25 protein-coding genes, 1 tRNA gene and 1 pseudogene are annotated in these 21,968 nt (G+C 59.2%); 21 read left to right on the top strand and 6 right to left on the bottom strand.

Features of this window, described 5'->3' with window-relative positions; all coding sequences use genetic code 11:
• The first annotated feature begins 10 nt into the window (after positions 1-10).
• The 6 genes from GQF02_RS13535 (at position 11) to GQF02_RS13510 (ending at position 4,700) form a co-directional block, all read left to right on the top strand.
• Positions 11-2,719, top strand: a complete 2,709-nt coding sequence (locus GQF02_RS13535) for a toprim domain-containing protein (RefSeq protein ID WP_160797850.1) — start codon at positions 11-13, stop codon at positions 2,717-2,719.
• A 29-nt stretch (positions 2,720-2,748) separates the two neighbouring features.
• Complete coding sequence (locus tag GQF02_RS13530; RefSeq protein ID WP_160797848.1) at positions 2,749-2,967, top strand: hypothetical protein; 219 nt, start codon at positions 2,749-2,751, stop codon at positions 2,965-2,967.
• 8 nt (positions 2,968-2,975) lie between these two features.
• Positions 2,976-3,230, top strand: a complete 255-nt coding sequence (locus tag GQF02_RS13525) for a hypothetical protein (protein WP_160797846.1) — start codon at positions 2,976-2,978, stop codon at positions 3,228-3,230.
• A 40-nt stretch (positions 3,231-3,270) separates the two neighbouring features.
• Positions 3,271-3,489, top strand: a complete 219-nt coding sequence (locus GQF02_RS13520; RefSeq protein ID WP_160797844.1) for a DUF4224 domain-containing protein — start codon at positions 3,271-3,273, stop codon at positions 3,487-3,489.
• Positions 3,490-3,530: 41 nt separating this feature from the next.
• Entirely contained in the window at positions 3,531-4,523 is a 993-nt protein-coding gene (locus GQF02_RS13515) for a tyrosine-type recombinase/integrase (RefSeq protein ID WP_160797842.1), read from the top strand.
• A gap of 31 nt (positions 4,524-4,554) precedes the next feature.
• Positions 4,555-4,700: transfer RNA gene (locus tag GQF02_RS13510), tRNA-OTHER, on the top strand.
• On the opposite strand, the gene GQF02_RS13505 is transcribed toward GQF02_RS13510, so the two are convergent.
• A complete protein-coding gene (locus GQF02_RS13505; protein WP_160797840.1) occupies positions 4,687-4,860 on the bottom strand; it encodes a hypothetical protein in 174 nt (57 codons plus the stop codon). The two genes, GQF02_RS13510 and GQF02_RS13505, sit on opposite strands and share 14 nt — an antisense overlap.
• 250 nt (positions 4,861-5,110) lie before the next feature.
• On the opposite strand from GQF02_RS13505, the gene GQF02_RS13500 reads away from it, so the two are divergent.
• The 4 genes from GQF02_RS13500 (at position 5,111) to GQF02_RS13485 (ending at position 8,869) form a co-directional block, all read left to right on the top strand.
• The gene (locus GQF02_RS13500; protein WP_160797838.1) at positions 5,111-6,496 is read left to right on the top strand and encodes a tryptophanase; all 1,386 of its coding nucleotides are present in this window, start codon (positions 5,111-5,113) and stop codon (positions 6,494-6,496) included.
• A gap of 144 nt (positions 6,497-6,640) precedes the next feature.
• Positions 6,641-7,099 (top strand): transcriptional regulator NrdR, encoded by a 459-nt coding sequence (gene nrdR / locus GQF02_RS13495; protein ID WP_124735620.1) that lies wholly within the window; start codon positions 6,641-6,643, stop codon positions 7,097-7,099.
• A 20-nt stretch (positions 7,100-7,119) separates the two neighbouring features.
• Positions 7,120-8,229, top strand: a complete 1,110-nt coding sequence (ribD, locus tag GQF02_RS13490; RefSeq protein WP_160797836.1) for a bifunctional diaminohydroxyphosphoribosylaminopyrimidine deaminase/5-amino-6-(5-phosphoribosylamino)uracil reductase RibD — start codon at positions 7,120-7,122, stop codon at positions 8,227-8,229.
• Positions 8,222-8,869: a hypothetical protein gene (locus tag GQF02_RS13485; RefSeq protein WP_160797834.1), complete on the top strand. Its 648-nt coding sequence runs from the start codon at positions 8,222-8,224 to the stop codon at positions 8,867-8,869. The genes ribD and GQF02_RS13485 overlap by 8 nt, the downstream gene beginning before the upstream one ends.
• A gap of 18 nt (positions 8,870-8,887) precedes the next feature.
• Here the strand turns inward: GQF02_RS13485 and GQF02_RS16230 are convergent, their stop codons facing one another.
• The 3 genes and pseudogenes from GQF02_RS16230 to GQF02_RS13475 form a co-directional block, all read right to left on the bottom strand.
• On the bottom strand, positions 8,888-10,201 hold the full coding sequence (locus tag GQF02_RS16230; protein ID WP_407924830.1) for an MFS transporter: 1,314 nt from the start codon (positions 10,199-10,201) through the stop codon (positions 8,888-8,890).
• 396 nt (positions 10,202-10,597) lie between these two features.
• Positions 10,598-10,882: pseudogene (locus tag GQF02_RS16225) on the bottom strand (YbaN family protein); the annotation flags it as partial.
• A 48-nt stretch (positions 10,883-10,930) separates the two neighbouring features.
• The gene (locus GQF02_RS13475) at positions 10,931-11,722 is read right to left on the bottom strand and encodes an enoyl-CoA hydratase/isomerase family protein (protein WP_220789482.1); all 792 of its coding nucleotides are present in this window, start codon (positions 11,720-11,722) and stop codon (positions 10,931-10,933) included.
• A 135-nt stretch (positions 11,723-11,857) separates the two neighbouring features.
• Between GQF02_RS13475 and GQF02_RS13470 the strand changes: the two genes are divergently transcribed.
• Entirely contained in the window at positions 11,858-12,211 is a 354-nt protein-coding gene (locus tag GQF02_RS13470) for a tRNA-binding protein (protein WP_160797832.1), read from the top strand.
• Here GQF02_RS13470 and GQF02_RS13465 read toward each other — a convergent pair.
• The gene (locus tag GQF02_RS13465) at positions 12,208-12,804 is read right to left on the bottom strand and encodes a protein-methionine-sulfoxide reductase heme-binding subunit MsrQ (RefSeq protein WP_160797830.1); all 597 of its coding nucleotides are present in this window, start codon (positions 12,802-12,804) and stop codon (positions 12,208-12,210) included. The genes GQF02_RS13470 and GQF02_RS13465 overlap by 4 nt on opposite strands.
• Positions 12,804-13,736 carry a protein-methionine-sulfoxide reductase catalytic subunit MsrP gene (gene msrP / locus GQF02_RS13460; protein WP_160797828.1) on the bottom strand — a complete coding sequence of 311 codons (933 nt, stop codon included), beginning with the start codon at positions 13,734-13,736 and terminating at the stop codon, positions 12,804-12,806. The genes GQF02_RS13465 and msrP overlap by 1 nt, the downstream gene beginning before the upstream one ends.
• 136 nt (positions 13,737-13,872) lie before the next feature.
• On the opposite strand from msrP, the gene GQF02_RS13455 reads away from it, so the two are divergent.
• The 10 genes from GQF02_RS13455 (at position 13,873) to corA (ending at position 21,847) form a co-directional block, all read left to right on the top strand.
• Entirely contained in the window at positions 13,873-14,481 is a 609-nt protein-coding gene (locus tag GQF02_RS13455; protein WP_124735614.1) for a 3'-5' exonuclease, read from the top strand.
• A gap of 116 nt (positions 14,482-14,597) precedes the next feature.
• The gene (locus GQF02_RS13450; protein WP_124735613.1) at positions 14,598-15,329 is read left to right on the top strand and encodes a class I SAM-dependent methyltransferase; all 732 of its coding nucleotides are present in this window, start codon (positions 14,598-14,600) and stop codon (positions 15,327-15,329) included.
• Positions 15,326-15,769, top strand: coding sequence for a ribonuclease HI (gene rnhA, locus GQF02_RS13445; protein WP_124735612.1), 444 nt, complete (start codon positions 15,326-15,328; stop codon positions 15,767-15,769). Before GQF02_RS13450 ends, rnhA begins: the two co-directional genes overlap by 4 nt.
• Positions 15,770-15,813: 44 nt before the next feature.
• A complete protein-coding gene (dnaQ, locus tag GQF02_RS13440; RefSeq protein ID WP_124735611.1) occupies positions 15,814-16,530 on the top strand; it encodes a DNA polymerase III subunit epsilon in 717 nt (238 codons plus the stop codon).
• Positions 16,527-17,213 carry a 2-C-methyl-D-erythritol 4-phosphate cytidylyltransferase gene (gene ispD / locus GQF02_RS13435; RefSeq protein ID WP_160797826.1) on the top strand — a complete coding sequence of 229 codons (687 nt, stop codon included), beginning with the start codon at positions 16,527-16,529 and terminating at the stop codon, positions 17,211-17,213. The genes dnaQ and ispD overlap by 4 nt, the downstream gene beginning before the upstream one ends.
• Positions 17,214-17,693, top strand: a complete 480-nt coding sequence (gene ispF, locus GQF02_RS13430) for a 2-C-methyl-D-erythritol 2,4-cyclodiphosphate synthase (RefSeq protein ID WP_124735609.1) — start codon at positions 17,214-17,216, stop codon at positions 17,691-17,693.
• A gap of 66 nt (positions 17,694-17,759) precedes the next feature.
• Positions 17,760-18,422 carry a ribose-5-phosphate isomerase RpiA gene (gene rpiA / locus GQF02_RS13425; protein WP_124735608.1) on the top strand — a complete coding sequence of 221 codons (663 nt, stop codon included), beginning with the start codon at positions 17,760-17,762 and terminating at the stop codon, positions 18,420-18,422.
• Positions 18,423-18,493: 71 nt separating this feature from the next.
• Positions 18,494-19,204, top strand: coding sequence for a phosphate signaling complex protein PhoU (gene phoU, locus GQF02_RS13420; RefSeq protein WP_124735607.1), 711 nt, complete (start codon positions 18,494-18,496; stop codon positions 19,202-19,204).
• Between the two features lie 74 nt (positions 19,205-19,278).
• Entirely contained in the window at positions 19,279-20,778 is a 1,500-nt protein-coding gene (ppx, locus tag GQF02_RS13415) for an exopolyphosphatase (RefSeq protein ID WP_220789481.1), read from the top strand.
• A 1-nt stretch (position 20,779) separates the two neighbouring features.
• Positions 20,780-21,847 carry a magnesium/cobalt transporter CorA gene (corA, locus tag GQF02_RS13410; protein ID WP_160797824.1) on the top strand — a complete coding sequence of 356 codons (1,068 nt, stop codon included), beginning with the start codon at positions 20,780-20,782 and terminating at the stop codon, positions 21,845-21,847.
• The last annotated feature ends 121 nt before the right edge of the window (positions 21,848-21,968 follow it).

Genomic DNA, 21,968 nt, shown 5'->3' with positions numbered 1-21,968 from the left:
GAAATGAATCATGGATGCACAACTCCACCAACAAGTTCTTGATCGGTTAGACCGCGACTTCCGCTTCAAGAAGGAGCAGAGCGGCTGGCTGCGCCAGGGTGAGTGCCCAAACTGCAAAAAGAAGGAGCTGTACGTCCATGCCGATCATCCGTGGGTCGTGCGCTGCGGCCGGTTGAGTAAATGCGGCTTCGAGGGCCATGTGCGCGACCTGTACAGCGAGCTCTTCGAGAGCTGGAGCGACCGTTTTCCACAGGCACCTGAAAACCCCAATGCCGCCGCCGATGCCTACCTTCTGCACGACCGTGGCTTCGATCTGGCCATGATCAATGGCTGGTATAGCCAGGAGACCTACCACAGCCGCGAGCTTGACATCAGCACCGCGACGGTGCGCTTTGCGTTGCCAGGAATCGGCCATTGGGAACGGCTGATCGACCGGCCACACCGCTTTGGCAAGAAGAAAGCCCACTTCAACTACGGTTGCAAATACCAGGGAACGTGGTGGCAGGCGCCCACACAGCGCTGGGATGACGTGCAAGAGCTCTTCATTGTGGAGGGCATCTTCAAGGCCATCGCCCTGTTGCACCATGGCTATGCCGCCGTATCGAGCCTGACAACCAGCAATTATCCCTATCTGGCGCTGAAGGCGCTGGCCGAGCAATGCGAGCGCGCCGGACGCCAGCGGCCGGTGCTGGTATGGGGGCTGGACGATGATCCGGCAGGGCGCAAGGTCACGCCGGAGTACATCCGCCGTGCCGAGCAGGACGGATGGGAGTGCCGCTGTGCGCTGGTGCCAAGCCATGGCCGCAAAAAGCTGGACTGGGATGACATGCACCGCCTGGGCAGACTCTCCGAGAAAGACATGGAGAGCTTTCGCCACCACGGTGCCCTGCTGATTGCTCGAAGTGCCACCGAGAAAGCTGTCCTGCTCTATAGCCGGGATGGCCGCCAGAGCTTCCCGTTCGACTTCGACAGCCGCCTGTACTGGTTCAAGCTCGACATGGAGGCGCTGAACAAGGAGATCCAGCAGTTGGAGGAATCCATGCCGGATGCCACCGATGAAGAGCGGCGCGACGAGGCGCTGAAGAAGTGCGGCGGGGTAAGCGAGATCGCCAACTGCCTGCCGACTCCGCTGTACAACCTGCGCAGCGAGGTGACCGACGAGAGTTGGTACTACTTCCGTGTCGACTTTCCGCATGATGACCCCGCCGTGAAGGGCAACTTCACCGCCGGCCAACTGACGGCCGCCAGCGAATTCAAGAAACGCCTGCTGCACATGGGTACCGGTGCGTTCTTCGACGGCAACCAGGGACAGCTCGATGCCCTGGTGAAGCGCTGGACTTACAAGCTGAAGTCGGTGAAGACCATCGACTACCTGGGATACAGCATCGAGCACGGTGCCTACGTCTGGAACGAAGTCGCGGCCAAGGGTGGCCAGGCGGTCGAGATCAACGAGGAAGACTACTTCGACATCGACAAGCTGGCGATCAAGAGCCTGTTCAAGTCGATCAAGCTCGACATCAACCCGGACCTGAAGGCGCACTGTGATGACTGGTTCGACAAGCTGGTGACTTGCTGGGGCATTAAGGGCGTGGTGGCACTGGCCGCCTGGTTCGGCAGCTTCTTTGCCGAGCAGGTGCGCCGCGACTTCGAGAGCTGGCCGTTTGTCGAGATCGTCGGCGAGCCGGGTGCCGGTAAGACGACCTTGATCGAAACGCTGTGGAAGCTGTGCGGCCGCAACGGCTTCGAAGGTGATGACCCGATGAAGGGCTCGATGGTTGGCCTGATGCGCACGATGGCACAGGTATCCAACCTGCCGGTGGTGATGATCGAGTCAGACCGCAGCGAGGATGGCGGCGACGGTAGCCGCGGGCGCCCACGGCAGACCTTCCACTGGGACAGCTTCAAGAGTTTGTTCAACGGCGGCAGCCTGCGCACCACCGGCGTCAAATCTTCCGGCCTGGACACCTACACCCCGCAATTCCGTGCCGCGCTGTTCATCAGCCAGAACGCGGCGGTATCGGCCAGCGCGCCGATCATGGAGCGGATTGTCCACCTGTGGTTCGACAAGGCAAAGCAAAGCCAGGAGGGCCGCGAGGCTGCGCTGGAGCTGAACCGCATGACCGGCAGCGACCTTTCCGGCTTCATGCTGCGCGCCATCCGTCACGAATCCAGCGTGCTGGCCGAGCTGGAAAAGAACCAGCGCGAGTACGAAAAGGCGATCGGACAGGGTGGGGTGAAGAATCTGCGGGTCCAGAAGAACCATGCACAGCTCATGGTGATGGTGGATTGCCTGTCCTTTGCATGCCGCATCACCGAGCAGCAGAAGCTGGCCGCCAAGGAGATGCTGCTCGACATGGCCATCGAGCGCGAGAAGACGCTGGCAGCAGACCATCCGATCGTGGCGGCATTCTGGGAGATGTACGACTACCTGGATGGCGATGATCCAGACAGCGCGGCAGTGCTGAACCACAGCCGCGACGACGGCATGATCGCCATCAATCTGAATCACATGAAAGAAGTAGCGGCCGAGCGCCGGCAAGACATGCCGGATATCACCGAGCTGAAGAAGCTGCTGCCAACCAGCCGTCGCCACAAATTCATCGAAGCAAACCGCACGGTGAACAGTGCCATCAACGCACAGTTCAACGCGCGAACATCCGGCCCAAAACGCTCTGCAACCGTGAAGTGCTGGGTGTTTGAAGCCAAACGCAGTGCCTGATTTGAAACCTCAGAAAGGAAAACCACCATATGAACCAAAACCAACTTGACCACCTAGACAAGATCGCAGCTGATGCCCGCAACCATATAGATGAACGCGTCGGTGTGCTGTCTACCGGAGAACGCCTTTACGTCGCTCTGGCGGCCAACCGCCTTGATCTGATGAACGACTACACCATCGCTCAGGCACTGGCCCGGATGGACGACGGTGACATTGATGAACTGATCGCCCGCTGGCGCTACGCATAGGACAAACCATGAGCAACTTACCTATGAGCCTTGATGGCACCTGCATTGCCGAGCGGGCCATCCAGCAAATCAGACGACTACCCAAAAAGCGGGTGGCAGTCTTGGTGGTCAACGCCAAGCCATCGATGCGCTATGTTTCTACTGTGCAAGCCGGGGGTAGAGAATACCTGGCCGACCGCACAACGGGCACGCTGTACCGCACTGACGATGGCCGTTGCTTGAGCAGTAACCGCCTGCGTCTGGATCTTTCTACGCTGGAATGAGGAGAACGCTGGCCATCTGGCCAGCACCATGGCAATGAGCATGTTTCTGACCAACGATGAGATCCAGCGCCTTACCGGCTACAAGCGGCCAGCAGACCAGCTGCGGTGGCTGTTGCACCGTAGATGGCTGCATGAGGTCAACGCGGCCAACCGGCCAATAGTGCTACGCAGCTATGCTGACCGTAAACTAAGCGGGAATAAGAAAACAGGCCGCAACCAGATGCAGATCACTCCAAACTTTACAATGGTCAACGGGTAATGGGTCGTAGACGTACCGTAAATCTCAAGCTGCCGCCCCACATGCATCAGAAGGGCGGCAGTTTTTATTTTGTCCAAATGGTAGATGGGAAACGCAAGTGGATCCCGCTGGGCAATGACATGGCTGTTGCACGCGTGAAATGGGCCGAGCTGACCAATATTTCCGATGCTGAGATTGACAATGCGTCCTTTGAAGTAGCGGCCATCCGTTATAGGCGCGATGTACTGCCGACAAAGGCACTCAAGACTCAGGAAGAGTACGACCGCCAGCTGACTAAGCTGGTATCGGTGTTTGGCAAGGTTCCACTGGATCTGATCACCCCACAGTTCGTCCGCCAGTACCTGGATGGTCGTACCGCTAAGGTCGCGGCAAATCGTGAGAAAGCCCTGTTATCTACCGTGTTCAACCATGCCAGGGAATGGGGGTACACCAAGGCGGCCAACCCTTGCGCCGGTGTACGCGGCCATCGGGAGGAGGGGCGTCTGCGCTACGTTGAGGACAAGGAACTGCTGGCAGTTTTGGATCATGCCTGTCTGCCACTCAAGGATGCCATCGAGCTGGCTTACTACACCGGGCAGCGCCCGAGTGATGTGCTGAAGCTGAGGCGGACAGATATCAAAGATGGTGCCCTATGTATCCGTCAAGGCAAGACCAAGACCGCCCTGCGGATCTCGATCGAGGGGCCATTGTTTGACGTGCTGCTGCGTATGACAACAGAGCAGGTCATGCTGCAACCAGGTGCGGTTCGCACGCTATACCTTGTGCAAAATGAGAATGGACAGCAATTAAGCTACCACAGCCTGCGTTGGCGATTTAGCAAAGCATGCAAGAGTGCCGGCGTGCCCGATTTCCAGTTTCGCGATATCCGGGCGAAGGCGGCAACAGACACCGAGGAGGTAGGCGGCATGGGACATGCACAGCGGTTGCTGGGTCACGTGACGCGCTCGATGACCGAACACTATGTGAAAGACCGGATTGGCTATCGTGTAGCGCCGACACCTCACCGGTTAATCGTGAAGAAAAAGCGTGGATGACGCCTTCTACAAAATGCTTGAGAACCTATGAGGAATAAGGCTCAAACGGGTGGAAACGTCGGTGTTTTGTAGAATGAAAATCATGTTAAGTTGTTGATTATTTTTGTTTTGCTTCATAACTCGAAATCAGTGGGCGGCGTATGCCGCACTAGGGTTCGAATCCCTATCTCTCCGCCAGTACCAGAGCGCTAAGCCCCGAATTTCGGGGCTTTTTGCTTTTCTGCCTTTGCCCGCTGCTGACCAGCATTGTTTTTTCAGCGTCTTCCCCTTCTTTTTCAATCGTGCGCTTTGCTTTTTTGACAGGGTGACCGGTTTGCCGGCATGATTGCTTGGTCATATTTGCTTGCCCGCTGTTTTTTGCGCATGCAGATTCCACCCAAAAAGGAAGGGTTATGAACGCCGTTGCTTCGGCCTCCCTGTCTTTGCCATCCGCTCACCATGCGCCTAGCTGGGTCACACTAGACCCCATGCTGGCCGATGATTTTCCGCGCGCCTGAGTTTTTTTCTGTTTGACGGCCCTATGGCCGGATATCGCTTGATCAAACACGACACACTGACCGCACACGCCGTGCGGCAGGGAGAAACTCATGGCCAGACGCATTCCCGAACCGTTCCGTATCAAGATGGTGGAGCCTATCCGCCAGACCACACCCGACTATCGCCGTACCAAGCTGGCCGAGGCTGGCTGGAACCCGTTCCTGCTGGATGCGGAAGATGTGTATATCGATCTGTTGACGGACTCGGGTACCGGCGCGATGTCGGATCGGCAGTGGGCCGGCCTGATGATGGGTGACGAGGCCTACGCCGGCAGCCGCAACTTCAAGCATTTGCAGGCGACGGTGGCCGAGGTGTTTGGTTACGCCCACACCATACCCACCCATCAGGGGCGCGGTGCCGAGCAGATTCTGTTTCCCGAACTGGTGAAGCGCTGCCGTGGCACTGCGCCGCTATTCGTCTCCAATTATCACTTTGATACCACCAAGGCGCATGTGGAAATGGCTGGCGCGCGGGCGCTGAACGTGCTCGATGCACGTGCGTTCGACACCACCACGCCTTATGACTGGAAGGGCAACTTCGATCTGGCGCGTCTGGAAGCGGCGCTGGACGAGGCGGGCGACAACGCCGCCGGCCTGATCATCACCATTACCTGCAACAGCGCCGGCGGCCAGCCGATGGCTATGGACAATATCCGTGCGGCTGCGATGCTCGCGCGCTCGCGCGGCGTGCCGGTGGTGATCGATGCCGCGCGTTTTGCCGAGAATGCCTGGTTTATCCGCGAGCGCGACCCGGCCTACCGTGAGGTTGAGATTGCCGATATCGTGCGCGAGATGTTCGGTTACGGAGATATGTTTACCATGTCGGCCAAGAAGGATGCGCTGGTGAATATCGGCGGGCTGTGCTGCTTCAAGGACGATGTCGAGCTGTTCCGTGCCGTGCAGGTGCGCTGCGTGCCGATGGAGGGCTTTGTCACCTATGGCGGACTGGCCGGGCGCGATATGGAGGCGATGGCCATCGGTCTGAAAGAGGGTATGGAGCAGGCGTATCTCGATTACCGTATCGCTCAGGTCGCGTATCTGGGCGAGCGCCTGGCTGCCGGTGGGGTGCCGATCCAGACCCCGACCGGCGGGCATGCTGTGTTTGTCGACGCGAAGAAGATGCTGCCGCATATCCCGGCCGGCCAGTTCCCTGCGCATGCGCTGGCGTGCGAGCTGTATCTGGAGGGCGGTATCCGTGCCGTCGAGATCGGCTCGCTGCTGTTGGGGCGCAATCCGGCAAGCGGCGAGCAGGAAGCGTCGCCGTTCGAGCTGATGCGCCTGACCATCCCGCGCCGCGTCTACACCAACGACCATATGGATTACATCGCCGACTGCCTGATCGACGTATTGGCGCGCGCGCCTTCTGTGCGCGGGCTGGATTTCGAGTATGAGCCGCCCATCCTGCGCCACTTTACCGCGCGCCTGAAGCCGAACTAACTGGCAAGCGTGCTTTTGTCTGTCCTGTTGCCGCCCTTCATGGCGGCATTTTGCATGCGGTGTGCAATGCGGGCTGATCCGCATTGGGGCATACCGATATAACTGATAAGATTCGCTTATTGCAATTAAGCGGGTTGTTGAACCATGAAATGTCCATTTTGCGGCCATGCCGACACCCAGGTCATTGATTCGCGCGTGAACGAGGATGGCACCAGCATCCGCCGCCGTCGCCGTTGCCTATTGTGCGAAAAACGCTTCACCACCTTTGAAAATGCCGATGTGCGTATGCCGCAGGTAGTGAAAAGCGGTGGCCATCGTGCCGAATTCGATGTGGCCAAGGTGAGGACCAGTTTTTTGCGCGCGCTGCACAAGCGCCCGGTGCCGACCACGCTGGTGGACGCAGCCATCGACCGCATCTGTCAGCGTCTGTTGCAACTGGGTGAGCGCGAGATCGACTCGCGCGCGATAGGCGAGATGGTGATGAACGAGCTGTCCAAGCTGGACAAGGTGGCTTATGTGCGTTTCGCCTCGGTCTACAAGAGCTTTCAGGATATCTCCGAGTTTACCGATGCCATCAAGGAAATCGAGAAGTCGGCCGAGTAAGTCCGGTCGCGGGAGCTGTCATGTCGTTTAGTGCTGCCGATCATCTGTATATGCAACAGGCCCTGCGTCTGGCTGCGCTGGGGCTGAATACCACCACGCCCAATCCGCGCGTGGGCTGCGTGATGGTGCGCGATGGGGTTGTGGTGGGCGAGGGCTGGCATGTGCGTGCCGGCGAGCCGCATGCCGAGGTATTTGCCTTGCGCGAGGCGGGGGCGCGTGCACGCGGTGCGACCGCCTATGTCACGCTGGAGCCTTGCAGCCATCACGGTCGCACCCCGCCTTGTGCACAGGCCTTGATCGACGCCGGTGTCACGCGCGTGGTGGCAGCCATGGTCGACCCCTATCACGAGGTGGCCGGACGGGGCTTGGCCATGCTGGCTGCTGCCGGCATCGATACCGCCGCCGGTTTGCTGGCCAGCGAAGCTGCTGAGCTTAACAAGGGCTTTGTGTCGCGCGTGAGCCGCGAGCGGCCATGGGTCACGCTCAAGGCCGCAGCCAGTCTGGATGGTAAGACGGCGCTGTTGAACGGGCAAAGCCAGTGGATTACCGGGACGCAGGCACGCCATGATGTGCAGGCGCTGCGTGCACGCTCCTGTGCCATTCTCACCGGCAGCGGCACGGTGCTGGCCGATAACCCGCAATTGACGGTGCGCGAGATCGCCACGGCACGCCAGCCCTTGCGGGTGGTGGTCGACGGCGCGCTGCAGACATCGCCTGACGCGCGCATTTACGGGCCGGAGGCGCCGACCCTGCTGGTGACGGCGGTCAGCGACACGGCGCGTCATCAGCCATGGCTGGTGCATGGGATTGAAATCCTGGCCTTGCCGGGTGTGGGGGGACAGGTTGATCTTGCCGCCTTGATGACGGCGCTCGCGGCGCGCGGCGTGGGGGAGTTGATGGTCGAAGCCGGGGCCGGTTTGGGCGGAGCCCTGATTGCGGCGGGGCTGGTCGATGAGCTGGTCCTGTATCTGGCACCTTGCCTGATCGGCGATACGGCGCGCGGCCTGTTTGCCTGGCCCGAATTGCAAAGCCTGGCGGATAAACAACAACTGACGTGGCGCGATGCGCGTCAGGTGGGGGCGGACATGCGTCTGACGCTGGGCATCAGTGTGAGGGCAAGCGGTGGATAAGACATATCTGGCGGTCGCGTTGCAGGCCTATCTACAGCTTTTGGCCGGCAAGGGGGCGGAGCCTGCCGTGTGCTCGCGCAGGCGTGTACTGCTGACGGCATTGAATGCCCGGCTGCAAGGCTTGCCCTTGCAGCCGGATCATTATCGCCAGGCGGTGGATGCGTTGCTTGAGCATTGCGAGGCGGCGGAGCATCCGGCCGTACTGGCGACGGCGCGCGAGTATTACTATTTCTGGCTGGGTGATGTAGCACGGCTGGCGCGCAAAAATGCGCGCGGCGACTTTTTTACCACGCTTCATCCAAGCGTTCCCCTGGCCGGCTCGCTATCCGAGTTGCAGGCTCAGATGGTGCAAAGCGGCTTTGATGACTTTCCGCCAGCACTGGAAATCTATCTGGGCGAGCTGTATGAAAATGGCGTCGATGCCCGGTTGCTGGAGCAGTATGAGGCGCTGATCAAGCCTTTGCTATTTCTGCTGCGGGACCAGTTGCATCATGCGGACAGCTACCGCATGGCGGTGGACGGCATGCTGCTGCAGCCGGGGGCACAGGTGTGGCGCGATGATTTTCTGCATATTTCGCGGGAATTCTATTACTACTGGCTGACCTTTCCGCATGCGCGCGCACGCCGTCTGCTGGCATAGCGCACCTTGCGCCGGGGTTTATTCGGTTTTCAGGCGCAGCCAGCGTGTGGCGGCAACAGCCAAGAGCGGCAGCAGTACGCCGATCAGCATGGCGGCGAGCAGTAGTGCGGTCAGCTCGTTGTAGTCGGCGGGTGTGACCAGCACCCCATTGGCAGGGTTGCGTACCTCGCGTGTCAGGGTAAAGACACGGTTCAGGTATTTGGTGCCCAGTTCGCTGGCCGAGAGGGCCAGATTGGTGAACGAGGCCATTACGGCAAAATAGGTGGCTTTCAGCTCTGCGGGTGCCGAGTTGGCTATCCATGCCAGCATAGGAATCATGGCGATCTGTCCCAGGGGCGAGGACAAGGCGGTGTCGATAAGCGCAATAAAGCGGGCATCGATCACGCCGCCGCTATGGGCAGCGGTCCACTGGTGCAGCCCCAGACTCATCGCCAGCGTTGGCAGCGAGAGCAGAAGCTGGGCCAGGGTGAGAAAGACAATAATGTATTGCATCGAGCGCTCGGCCATAAAGCGGCGCAAGGCAAACATGCCGGCCAGCGTCAGCAGGCTGCCGATCAGCGACAAGGTGGCAAAGAAGTGGGCGTCGAATCCCAGCGTGTCTATGCTCCACCATGTGACGCCGGCACCGGGGGCAGGGGCGGCCCGGAACATAAAGATCAGTAGCGCAGTACCCAGCAGCGTGCGCCTGGCCTCTGGCGCCAGTACACGGGTCAGGCGAGCCATCAGCAGTACAATAATCAGCAGCGAGCCGGCAAAAATGGCCTCTTGTCCGTAGGCGGCTTCCGACATGCCCATCAGCAGGGTAAACACAACAAATGCCGCACTGCCTCCCAGCAGTTTCCAGTTGATCTCGGTGGATCCGCTGCTGTGTGCCGTCAGTTCGCGTATGGCCTGATCGGACAGACCGTGCCGGCGCAGCTTTTTTACCCGCTGGCGCTGTAACTGGCCTGCCAGCAGGACGCCGGCTACCGAAATCAGCGGAATGGCCAGCGCCATCAGGTAAATATCGCGGTAAAGCGCGGCCTGTTCGGCGCGCGCCAGCGCGGCGCTGTCGTCAAACAGCCACAGATTGGCCAGTGCGACCAGAATGCTGCCGCCGATAATGGCTACCCGTCCCAGCGTCTGCATCGTCGTGTGCATGCGGCGTATTTCTTCGGGCAGGCAAGGGCTGCCGTCACTATGGATGTGCGGCACGGCCTCGACTGTCATCGCATCGGCTACTGCGTCCTGTAGCACATAACCGACGGGAACCAACAGGCTGGCCAGCACATACCAGGCATTGACATGCATGATGGCCGCCATGGCTTCGCGCTGGCCGATCAGCAGCGCCATGATGGACAGACTGATGGCAATCAGTGTCGCCCCCAGATAGACCAGCCAGTTCTTGTGTCGCCACATCAGGTCGACAAGGTGGCCTAGCGGCATTTTCAGCGCCCACGGAATGCCGGCCCAGAAGCCCAGTGCCGCAAGGAATTCGGCCGATAGCCCGAGGTAGTCCTTGACGAAGAAGGTGCCGACAATGCCGGTCAGCCCCTGAATGCCGGCGGCGACATAGACCATCAAAGGGGGCAGGTAGCTGATGCGCATCTCGCGCCCGAGCGCGAATAGATGGCTGTCCAGTAAGCGCAGAACCGGACCGGCTTGCGGACGCTTGGCTTGCGCGCGTACCGGTACCCTTAGCAAAAAGCCAAGCAGGATGGCCGCAATGACCGCCAGCAACAGGCGATGCGTATTGTCAGGCACCAGCAGCATGCTGCTGCCGAACGACAGGCAGATCAGGGCGACAGCCCAGGGTTTGACGCCGGGCGGCATGCTGCGGTGCGTCTGCCACTCGCGGATGATCGGGCCGGCCAGCTTGTGAGCCAGTAGCGCACGGTGCAGGCGCGGCGAGCTTTTGGCAAAACAGGCGGCGGCCAGCAAGACAAAAGGCGTGGTCGGCAGCAAAGGCAGGAAAACGCCGGCCAGACCCAGCAGCAAGGCCAGGCAGCCACAGGCGGCAAGCACGATGCGCAGCGTACGCGAGCGATGCAGATGCTGCGCAGGGTGCTTGCCGTTCACGCTTTATTCGCCGCGAAAGTCGGGTTTGCGCTTTTCGACAAAGGCGCGTACGCCCTCATGGCCGTCACGGGTCTGGCTTTGCGCGATGATGGTGCGCGCCTCCAGTGCCAGATGGTTTTCCAGCGTATTTTGATGCGTCTCCAGCAGCAGGGCCTTGACCTTGCCATAAGCGCGGGTCGGCCCTTGTGCCAGGCGACGTGCCAGGGTGGTCACGGTGTCGGCCAGCGCATCAGCAGCGACCACCTGGTTGACCAGACCCCAGTCCAGCGCTTCGGCGGCAGAGAGGGTGCGCCCGGTCAGGTAAAGCTCCATGGCGCGGCGCTGGCCGATCAGGCGCGGCAGCAGCCAGCTGGAGCCGCCATCCGGCGTATAGCCGATCTGGGTGTAGGCGGTGGTAAAGCGCGCGTTGTCGCTGCAAATTGCAATATCGGCCAGCGCCACCAGGCTCAGCCCTACGCCGGCGGCCACGCCGTTGACTGCGGCAATCACCGGGATATCCAGCCGCATCAGCCGGGCAACGGCGATATTCAAGGGGTCGGTCATTTCCTGCAGCAACTCTCCCACCCGTGCCGATTGCTCGACAAAAGTGCTGACATCGCCGCCGGCGCAAAAGGCCTTGTCGCCGCTGCCGGTGATCACCAGCGCACGCACGTTTTTGTCGTGCGACAGGCGGTTGGCGATTTCGCCCAGTTCGATAATGCCTGCCGTATTGAGGGCATTGAAGGCGGCCGGGCGGGTGAGTGTCAGCCAGGCGATGCTGTCGCGAATTTCAAAATTGATCATGCTGGTGTTCATCGTATTCCCCGTGTCTTGTTGGTTGTACTGCTGCGTGTGTCGTGTTTTTTTGTGCCACAGCATATACCAAACGGGTTGTTTGTGGCAGGCCGTGCTAAGGTCGGGGTCTCCGCTGTCACATACGAGGTCATCATCATGAGCGCTGCCGTCAAACCCCTGATTATGCTGGCTGATCTGGACAAGCTCGATATCCGTTGCGGTACGATTAGCGCCGTGAGTGATGTCGCCGGCTCCGACAAGCTGGTGCAGTTGTCCGTCGATTTTGGCGATTTTCAGCGCACCATTTTGTGCGGCATCAAGCAGGAGCGTGCCGACCCGGCAGCACTGACCGGCCTGCAGGCCTTGTTTGTAGTGAATCTGGCGCCGAAAAAAATGTGTGGCGTGATGTCGGAGGGAATGATGTTCGATATAGGCTACGCCGACGGCTTGTTGCCGGCGGCGCTGGCCCAGCCCGAGTTTGCCGTGCCCAATGGCGTACGCGCCGGTTAAGCGCCGCGTGTGCGTTGTGTCCGGTGTCGCCATACGCGCCAGGCAAGCAGCACACCCAGCAACAGGGCGAACAGCAGCGGCTGGCGCATATCCGATTTGGTCAGCCACCAGAAATGGATGACGGCCAGCATGCTTGCCGGATAGATCAGCCGGTGCAGCTGACTCCAGCGGCGTTTGAGGCGGCGCATCCAGCCATCGGTCGAGGTGATGGCCAGTGGCAGCAGTAGCAGCCAGGCACTGAAGCCGACCACGATATACGGGCTTTTCATGATGTCGTCGCCGATGATGGCGGGGTCGCCACCACTTAGCAGCAGATAAATGGCCAGATGTACGCTGGCATAGGCAAACGCATACAGGCCCAGCATGCGGCGCAGGCGCATCAGTTGTGGCCAGTGTCCCAGCTTGACCAGCGGCGTGATGGTCAGCGTTGCCAGCAATAGCGCCAGCGCCCACCAGCCGCTTTCGCGCGTCAGATAATCGGCCGGATCGGCCGCCTCGCCCTGATACACCCGCCAGGCTGCATGTAGCAGCGGCACGGTGCACAAGGCAAAAAGCAAGGGCTTGGCCCAGAGGGGCAAGGGGCGGGCTGCCATCAGAACCAGCGCCTCAGATCCAGTTTCGAGTACATTCCTGCTACCTGTTCGCCATAGCCGTTGAACATCAGCGTCTTGCGCCGTGAAAACTCGCCGACGCGGCGCTCGTTGGCCTGGCTCCAGCGCGGATGGTCGACTTCGGGGTTCACATTGGCAAAGAAACCATATTCATTGGGCGCCAGCTGTTGCCAGGTTGTCGTCGGTTGCTGCTCGACCAGATTGATGGCGACGATGGACTTGATGCTTTTAAAACCATATTTCCACGGCGCCACCAGGCGGATGGGCGCGCCATTCTGCTTGGGCAGGGTTTCGCCATACAGGCCGACAGCCAGCAAGGTCAGCGGATTCATGGCTTCATCGATACGCAGCCCTTCGCGATAAGGCCACGGCAACAAATCGGTGCGCTGGCCCGGCATCTGGCTTGGCCGCTCCAGCGTGACAAACTGCACGAAGCGGCCCTTGCTGGTTGGCTGCACCTGCTTGAGCAGGCTGGCTAGCGGCACGCCTATCCACGGAATCACCATGGACCAGCCTTCGACGCAGCGCAGACGGTAGATGCGCTCTTCCAGTGGCGCAATACGGAACAGCTGGTCGTAGTCCAGCGTCAGCGGCCTGGCGACATGGCCGCCGATTTTCAGTGTCCACGGATCGACGACAAGTTGCCCCGCGTACTTGGCCGGGTCGGTCTTACTGCTGCCAAACTCGTAAAAATTGTTGTAGTGGGTAATTTCGTCCAGCGAGTTGGGCTTTTCCTTCAGAGAATAAGGGCCTGGCGCTGCCTTGAGCGGAGCTGCGTGCGCCTCGGGCAAGAGCAGGCCCGCCACACCGGCTGCGCCGGTGGCCAGAAAGCGGCGGCGGTCGAGATATACCGCCTGCGGGGTGATCTCGGAGGGAAGGGGGGCGCTGGGGTCGCTTAACCGGATCAGGGGCATGGTGTGCTTTCGCTTGCGCTAACGGTGATGCAGTTTGGTCGGGTGGCAGAATGCTGGCAAGTAGGGTGGTTTTGCCTTTTAGCGCATGAGGCGGCATAGTGCCGGCTCATGCCTTGATTCTGGATACCCATACAGTATGGAACGTATTGCCGTCATCGACTTCGAAACCAACGGACTCTCCCCCGGCTCCAGCTGCCGTGCAACCGAAATCGCGGTGATACTGGTCGAAAACGGGAAGATGGTGGATCGCTATCAAAGCCTGATGAATGCCGGCGTGTGGATTCCGTCCGATATCGAACGCCTGACCGGTATCAGCAACCGCATGCTCAAAAGCGCACCACCGGCGAGCGAGGTGATGCAGGAGGCCGCCCGCTTTGTCGGTAATACGCCTTTGCTGGCCCACAATGCATCGTTCGACAAAAAATTCTGGGATTATGAGTTAGGCCTGTTGGGACAGCGCCGCACGCAGGATTTTGCCTGCTCGATGTTGCTGGCACGCCGTTTGCTGCCGCAAGCGCCCAATCATAAGCTGGGTACGCTTAACCGCTATCTGGGCCTGCCCGACACCGGCCGCGCCCATCGCGCCTTGGCTGACACCGAAATGGCGGCCAATCTGGCACTTTATCTGGCGTCACATTTGCAGCAACACTATGGTCTGGCCGAGGTGACGCATGGTTTGCTGTGCAAGCTGCAAAAGCAGCCGGCGGCCAAGGTCAAAGTCTGGTTGCAGGGGCTATCCGTCTGATGCACCCTGTTCCTCTAGGCTGCCAAGGGGCAGGTGATCATGCGGCGGCTTCGGATATAATGGCCTGATGCATGCCCGCGGGGCATGTGCGGCTAACGCGGTTTAAGCAATCGGTTATGAGCACATTTTCAAGCTGGCTGGATGAGGGCGGGCTCGGACAGTATCTGTTGCAGAGCGAACAGGCCTATTTTGATGCGGCGGTTGCCGATGCGTTCGGCTTTCGTGCGCTGCAGTTTGGTGCCCCCGGCCATGATTTTCTGCGTGCCAACCGCATGCCATGGCGCGCCTGTATCGGTGACTCGGGCGCCGTTGCCGTACGTTGTGATGCCGCACAATTGCCTATCGACTCCCGCAGCCTGGATTTACTGCTATTGCCACATACGCTGGATTTTACCGCCCATCCGCATCAGGTGCTGCGTGAAGCTGAACGGGTACTGGTACCGGAAGGGCGGCTGGTGTTGACCGGCTTCAACCCGTTCTCGGCCTGGGGGGGGCGTCGCCTGCTGCAGGGGCGCAGCACCGTGCCGTGGAGCGGAAATTTTTTGCGCCTATCGCGCTTGAAAGACTGGTTCGAACTATTGGGTTTCGAGCTCTCCGACAGCGTATTCATGTGCTACGCCCCGCCGCTTGACCGGCAGGACTGGCTGGCCCACTGGCAGTTTATGGAGCGGGTAGGCCATCGTTGCTGGCCTTTGGTCGCGGGGGTCTATGGTCTCAGTGCGATCAAGCGCCAGCGCGGTATGCGCCTGATCAAGCCGCGCTGGCAAGCGCGCGTGCCGGTGGCCAACCTCGCGGTACTGGGTGACCGGCGCCATGCAGTAGATAATCCTCACGATGAGACACTATGACGCAAGACAAGGTTGAAATTTATTCTGATGGTGCCTGCAAGGGCAACCCCGGGCCCGGGGGCTGGGGCGCATTGTTGCGCTTCAAGGGCAAGGAAAAAGAGCTGTGCGGCGGCGAATTGGGGACCACCAATAACCGTATGGAACTGCTGGCGGTGATCGAAGCGCTCAAGGCGCTGACCCGGCCTTGCCATGTCGTGGTGTATACCGATTCGCAATACGTGCAAAAAGGCATTTCCGAGTGGATACATGGCTGGAAGCTGCGTGGCTGGAAAACCGCCGCCAAAGCACCTGTTAAGAATGCCGACCTGTGGCAGGCGCTGGATGCCGAGCGCAACCGGCATTTGTCGGTGGACTGGCGCTGGGTCAAAGGCCACGCCGGCCATGAATTCAACGAGCGGGCTGACGAATTGGCCAATCGCGGCGTGACGCTGGCACACTGATAGACAAGCCGTGGCTGATACAGCACGGCCATCCGGAATTTCCCATGAGACAGATTATTCTCGACACCGAGACGACCGGCCTTGAGCCGTCGCAAGGGCATCGCATTATCGAATTTGCTGCGCTGGAAATGGTCGACCGCAAACTGACCGGGCGCCATTTGCATCTGTATATGCACCCGGAGCGGGCCATTGATCCGGATGCGCAGCGCGTGCATGGCATCTCGCTCGAGTTCCTCGAAGGCAAACCGCGTTTTGCCGATGTGGCCGCTGAAATTTCCGATTTCATCGCCGATGGCGAGCTGATCATTCACAACGCCCCGTTTGATATCGGCTTTATGAATGCCGAGTTCGAACGCGCCGGTTTGCCGATGACCGCGATGCAATGCGCGGGCGTGATCGATACGCTGGTGATGGCACGCGATCAGTTTCCGGGCAAGCGCAATAGCCTGGATGCCTTGTGTGACCGTTTTGACGTAGACCGTTCCAACCGGACGGTGCACGGCGCCTTGATCGACTGCGAGTTGCTGGCCGAAGTCTATCTGTGGATGACGCGTGGCCAGGAAAGCCTGGCAATGGATGTCGAGCAGGAGGAGAACGGGCTTGAGACGCTGGAATTGCTGAACTACGAACGCAAACCCATTCCGGTATTGCGCGCCAGCGAGGATGAACTGGCTGAACATGCGCAGTATCTGGATGCGCTGGACAAGTCGGTGAAGGGCGTATGTGTGTGGCGCCAGCTGGAAGCGGGGGGGCAGGCATGAGTGCTTATATTGCGCTTGTGCCGGCCGCCGGATCGGGCAGCCGCTTTGGTGCGCCCAGTCCCAAGCAGTATCTGCAGCTATTGGGTAAGCCGCTGATGTGGCACACCCTGTCGGTGCTGGCTGCCGTGCCCGCCATTACGCGGGTCGTGGTGGTGATTTCGCCGGAGGATGAGTGGTTTGACTGTTTTGACTGGGCGATCCCCAAGCTGGAAGTGTTGCGGGTCGGTGGCGCTAGCCGTGCAGCCAGTGTGCGCAACGGTCTGGCTGCGCTTGGCGCTGCCGGGGATGATTGGGTGCTGGTGCATGATGCGGCGCGCTGTTGCCTGACTGTGCCCATGGTTGAACGGCTGATTGCCCGCGTGGCTGATGACGAGATCGGCGGCTTGCTGGCTTTGCCTGTGGCCGACACGGTCAAGCGTGCGACGTCCGATGGCCATGTCAGCAAGACCGTATCACGTGAAGGCTTGTGGCTGGCGCAAACACCGCAGATGTTCCGTTGTGCACAATTGCTGCGCGCGCTGAAAGATGGCGCTGAGGCGGCGGTCACCGATGAAGCCTCGGCGATCGAAATGCTGGGCTTGCAGCCGCGTCTCGTCGAAGGCGAGGCGCAAAACTTCAAGGTAACGTATCCGGCTGATCTGGCGCTGGCGCGTGCCATTCTCGCATCAAGCAAGGAGGGTTGAATGTTCCGTATCGGACAGGGTTACGATGTGCACCGCTTGGTCGAGGGGCGCCCCTTGATTTTGGGCGGGCTGGAAATACCGCATGACAAGGGCTTGCTTGGCCACTCCGACGCGGATGCTTTGCTGCATGCCGTGACCGATGCTTTGCTGGGGGCTGCGGCGCTGGGCGACATCGGGCGTTTGTTTCCCGATACCGATGCTGCCTTCAAAGGGGCGGATAGCCGGGTTCTGCTGCGCGAGGCACTGGCGCGTGTGCAGGCGGCCGGCTGGCAAGTGGTGAATGTGGATGCCACGCTGATTGCACAGCAGCCGAAACTGGCACCGCATATCGATGCCATGCGCACTAATCTTGCTGCGGATCTGGCGATCGATATCGGTGCGGTCAATATCAAGGGCAAGACCAACGAGACTTTGGGCTATCTTGGACGATGTGAGGCCATTGAAGCGCAGGCAGTTTGTTTGTTGATGGCGGCACATTAAAACGACATAAAGACTCGAATGTGAAATAATCGAAGTGACTAAATAACCTGATGTGGAGTCGCCACCATGCTTAGCCCTGACCAATTGAAGTTGGCTGCCGCCAGAAAAGCGCTGGAATTCGTTCCCGAGGACGCCATCATCGGTATCGGCACCGGCAGTACCGTGAATATTTTCATTGAAGAGCTGGCTGCCACCATGAAGGGGCGGATCAAGGGAGCGGTGTCCAGCTCTGAAGCCAGTACGGCACGTCTCAAGGCGCATCATATTCCGGTATTCGACCTCAATAGCGTGGACGAGATCCCGGTCTATATCGATGGTGCCGACGAGATCAACCACTATCTGCATATGATCAAGGGTGGTGGCGGGGCGCTGACGCGCGAGAAAATTGTTGCCGCCGTCGCGCAGGAGTTTATTTGTATTGCCGATGCGTCCAAGTATGTAGATGTGCTGGGCAAGTTTCCGGTGCCAATCGAGGTGATTCCGATGGCGCGCAGCTTGGTGGCGCGCGAACTGGTCAAGCTGGGTGGCCATCCGGAACTGCGTCAGGATTTCACGACCGACAACGGCAACATCATTCTTGATGTATACGGCATGCACATTGCCAAGCCGGTCGAAGTCGAAGAGCTGATCAATCATCTGCCCGGTGTGGTGACCTGTGGTCTGTTCGCCCGCCGTCGTGCTGATGTTTTGTTGCTGGCCCGCGAGAGTGGTGTCGAGGTCTTGCGCTAATTTCCTGTAATGGGGCTGTCATGTTGACTTGTTAGCATGCAGCCCTCTGTATCTGCCGTTGCGAGTCTTTCATGTCTGATCATATTTCCAAGCAATTCGACCTTGAGCTGGAGACCGTTCGTACCCGTGTGTTGCAAATGGGCGGACTGGTTGAGCAGCAGATTCTCTCCGCCATTGATGCACTGCTTAGTGGCGATATCGAGCGTTTTGACAAAGTGATTGTGGATGATGCGCTGGTCAATGCACTGGAAGTGGCGATCGATGAAGACTGCCAGCACATTATTGCCCGCCGTCAGCCGGCCGCCAGCGATTTGCGCATGGTGATTTCTGTGATCAAGACCATTACCGACCTGGAGCGTATCGGTGATGAGGCACAGAAAATAGCGCGCATGGGCAAGATTATCTACACCTCGGAGCGCTACCAGCTGCCGCGTTTTCGCGAGGTAAGCAAGATGGCCGAGGTCGCGGTCAATATGTTGCGCCGCGCGCTGGATGCTTTTGCCCGGCTGGATGCCAGCGCGGCACTGGAGCTGGCGGAGGAAGACAAGGGGCTGGATGAAGACTTTACTGCCGAGCTGCGCCAGTTGATGACCTTTATGATGGAAGATCCGCGCACCATCAGCATGTCCATCGATACCTTGTTTATTGCCAAGGCAATCGAGCGCATCGGTGACCATTCGAAAAACATCTCCGAGTATGTGGTCTATCTGGTCAAGGGCAAGGATATACGCCATACCTCGATTGAAGAGATCAAGCGTGAAATCGGTCTGACGGCCGGCTAGATACGCCAAAAGCTGAAAAAAAGCGGTAACATGGTTACCGCTTTTTTTATTCCTGCCACTTTTGGAACGCTGTTTTGCCTCTCACCCCTAGCGACTTCCCTTATACCGTACTGGCTGCTGCCGATCTGGGATCGAACAGCTTTCGCTTGCAGATTGCGCGTGTGCTTGACCGTCAGCTGTTTACGCTGGACTCTTTGAAAGAGACCGTGCGGCTGGGCGCCGGCTTAGATGCGGATAAAGTATTGGATGAGACTACACGGCAGCGGGCTTTGGCCTGTCTTGCACGTTTTGGCGAGCGTTTGCGCGGCTTTGAGCCGGCCCAGGTGCGCGTGGTAGGAACCAATACCCTGCGCGTGGCGCGCAATGCACCCGAATTCATGCGTGAAGCGGAGGCGTTGCTGGGGTTTCCCATCGAAATTATTGCCGGACGCGAAGAAGCCCGCCTGGTCTATCTGGGGGCTGCGCACGCCATGCCCAATACACCGGAGTCCAGGCTGGTTGTCGATATCGGCGGGGGGTCTACCGAGTTTATTCTGGGTAGCCAGTTCAGCGCCCGTGTGACCGAGAGTCTGCCGTTGGGCTGTGTCAGCTACACCATGCGTTATTTTCCTGACGGAAAAATCACCCGCTCAGCCATGCGTTCGGCAGTGCTGGCCGCACGCAATGAAATCCAGCGTATCAGTCATACCTATACCCGGGAGCAGTGGCAGTTGGCTATCGGCACCTCCGGTACCGCGCGTTCGCTACGCGACATGCTGGAGCTGAATGACTGGTCCGTGCGCGATATTACTCACCGCGGCATGGTGCAATTGAGCGAGGCATTTATTCGTGCGGGCTGCATCGATGCGCTGGCGATCAACGGCCTCAAGCCTGACCGCGCAGCGGTAATGCCGGGGGGGCTGGCGATCATGATGGCCGTTTTTGAAGAACTGGGTATCGAAGTCATGTGCGTGGGGGAGGGGGCATTACGTGATGGCGTGCTGCATGATCTGATGGGGCGGCAGCGAAATCATGATCAGCGTGAGCTGACTGTGGCGGCCTTTGCCCGGCGTTACCATGTAGATGAGGCGCAGGCTGACAGAATCCAGCCCTTGGCCGAGCAGTTTTACCGGCAGTTGTCGGGAGAGGATTGTGAACCGGATACGCTCAGGCAATTACGCTGGGCGGCGCGGTTGCATGAAATCGGTTTGACGATTGCGCATACGGCTTATCACAAGCACGCGGCCTACATCCTGCAAAATGCCGATATGCCCGGTTTTTCCCGTCGTGAGCAGTCCGAACTTGCGACGCTGGTGTTGGGGCACCGCGGGGACATGGGCAAGATGCAAGCCTTGGTGGAAGAGCCCGACCGCTGGTATGCAGTGGTGGCACTACGGCTGGCAGTGCTGTTTTATCGTCGCCGCATGCTGCTGGACCTGCCGGCACAGCTTGACTTGCAGGCGCGGGCGCGGGGCTTTGCCCTGGTGCTTGATGGTGCATGGCTGGATAGTCACCCATTGACGGCTAGTGCCTTCGAGCAAGATGTCGCGCAGTGGCAAAAAATAGGCTTCAAGCTGGAACTGGTGAGACGATAGCATGCACACCCCCGAGCTTAAGGCGCAAGGCCCCATTCTGGATAAGGCTCCCAGAGTGGGGGCGTCGGATACGACGGTACATGGGGAGGTGTCGGTTTCCCTGATCGAGTATGGCCCGCAGGGGTGTCACGAGACGCTGTTTTCCAGTGTGGCGGAAGGTCTGGCCTATCAAACCAAGGCGGAGGTGTTATGGCTGAATGTTTACGGCCTGGCCAACCCGGAATTAATGCAGGCCATAGGCCAGCGCTTCGGCCTGCATCCTTTGGTGCAGGAAGATATCCTCAGTGTACGGCAGCGCCCGAAAGTCGAGGAGTACGATGGCTACTTGTTTCTGGCAACGCGCGTATTCCACTATCTGGCGGGTGAAGAGCGCCGCCTGCAGTCCGAGCCCATGTATATGGTGGTGGGGCAGGGCTTTGTGCTGACATTTCAGCCGCACCCGCTGGGTGTATTCGGTGCCGTGCGCGAGCGTTTGAAAAAGCCCGACTCCATGTTGCGGCTGCATGGTGCCGATTTTTTGGCTTATACCCTGATTGATGCGGTGATTGATGATTACTTTGGCGTGCTGGATGACTTCGGTAACCGGGTTGAAACGATAGATCGCCAACTGCTGGCGGACAAGAGTGGCGGTGTATTGCGCAGTATTCACAGGCTTAAGTATGAAGGTATGCGTTTGCGTCGCGCTTTATTGCCACTGCGCGATATGCTCAACCAGATGACGCGTGGTGATCTGCCGCAGTTCAGGCCGGAAACCCGGTTGTGGTTGCGGGATGCGTTTGACCATTGCCTGCACTTGCTGGAGTCGCTGGATGCTTCACGCGACATGGTGGCAGGCATGCTTGATTTATACCTTTCTATCCAGTCCAACCGCTTGAATGTGCAGATGCGTGTACTGACCATTATCTCCATAATCTTTATGCCGCTGACGCTGATTGCCGGTATTTACGGCATGAACTTCGATTACATGCCCGAGTTGCATTGGCGTTGGGGGTATTTTGCTGTTTTGGCCGTGATGGGGCTGATTGGGGCCGGCATTGCATTCAGTTTCTCGCGCAGGCGCTGGTTGTAAGTTGGTTGATTTTTTATTTTGTCTTTTCCTTTGCAATCATAGGCTTATTGTTTTTTCGTGTTCGGTTGGCGTTTTTCTTGGGTTTTAGCTGTTGACGCACCTGTGCAAGGTGCGTATATTT

This window comes from Craterilacuibacter sinensis (assembly GCF_009831765.1).
In the GTDB taxonomy this organism is placed as follows: Bacteria; Pseudomonadota; Gammaproteobacteria; order Burkholderiales; family Chromobacteriaceae; genus Craterilacuibacter; species Craterilacuibacter sinensis.
Note: the sequence above shows the minus strand (reverse complement) of the source record. Positions and strands in the feature narration are given on the sequence as shown.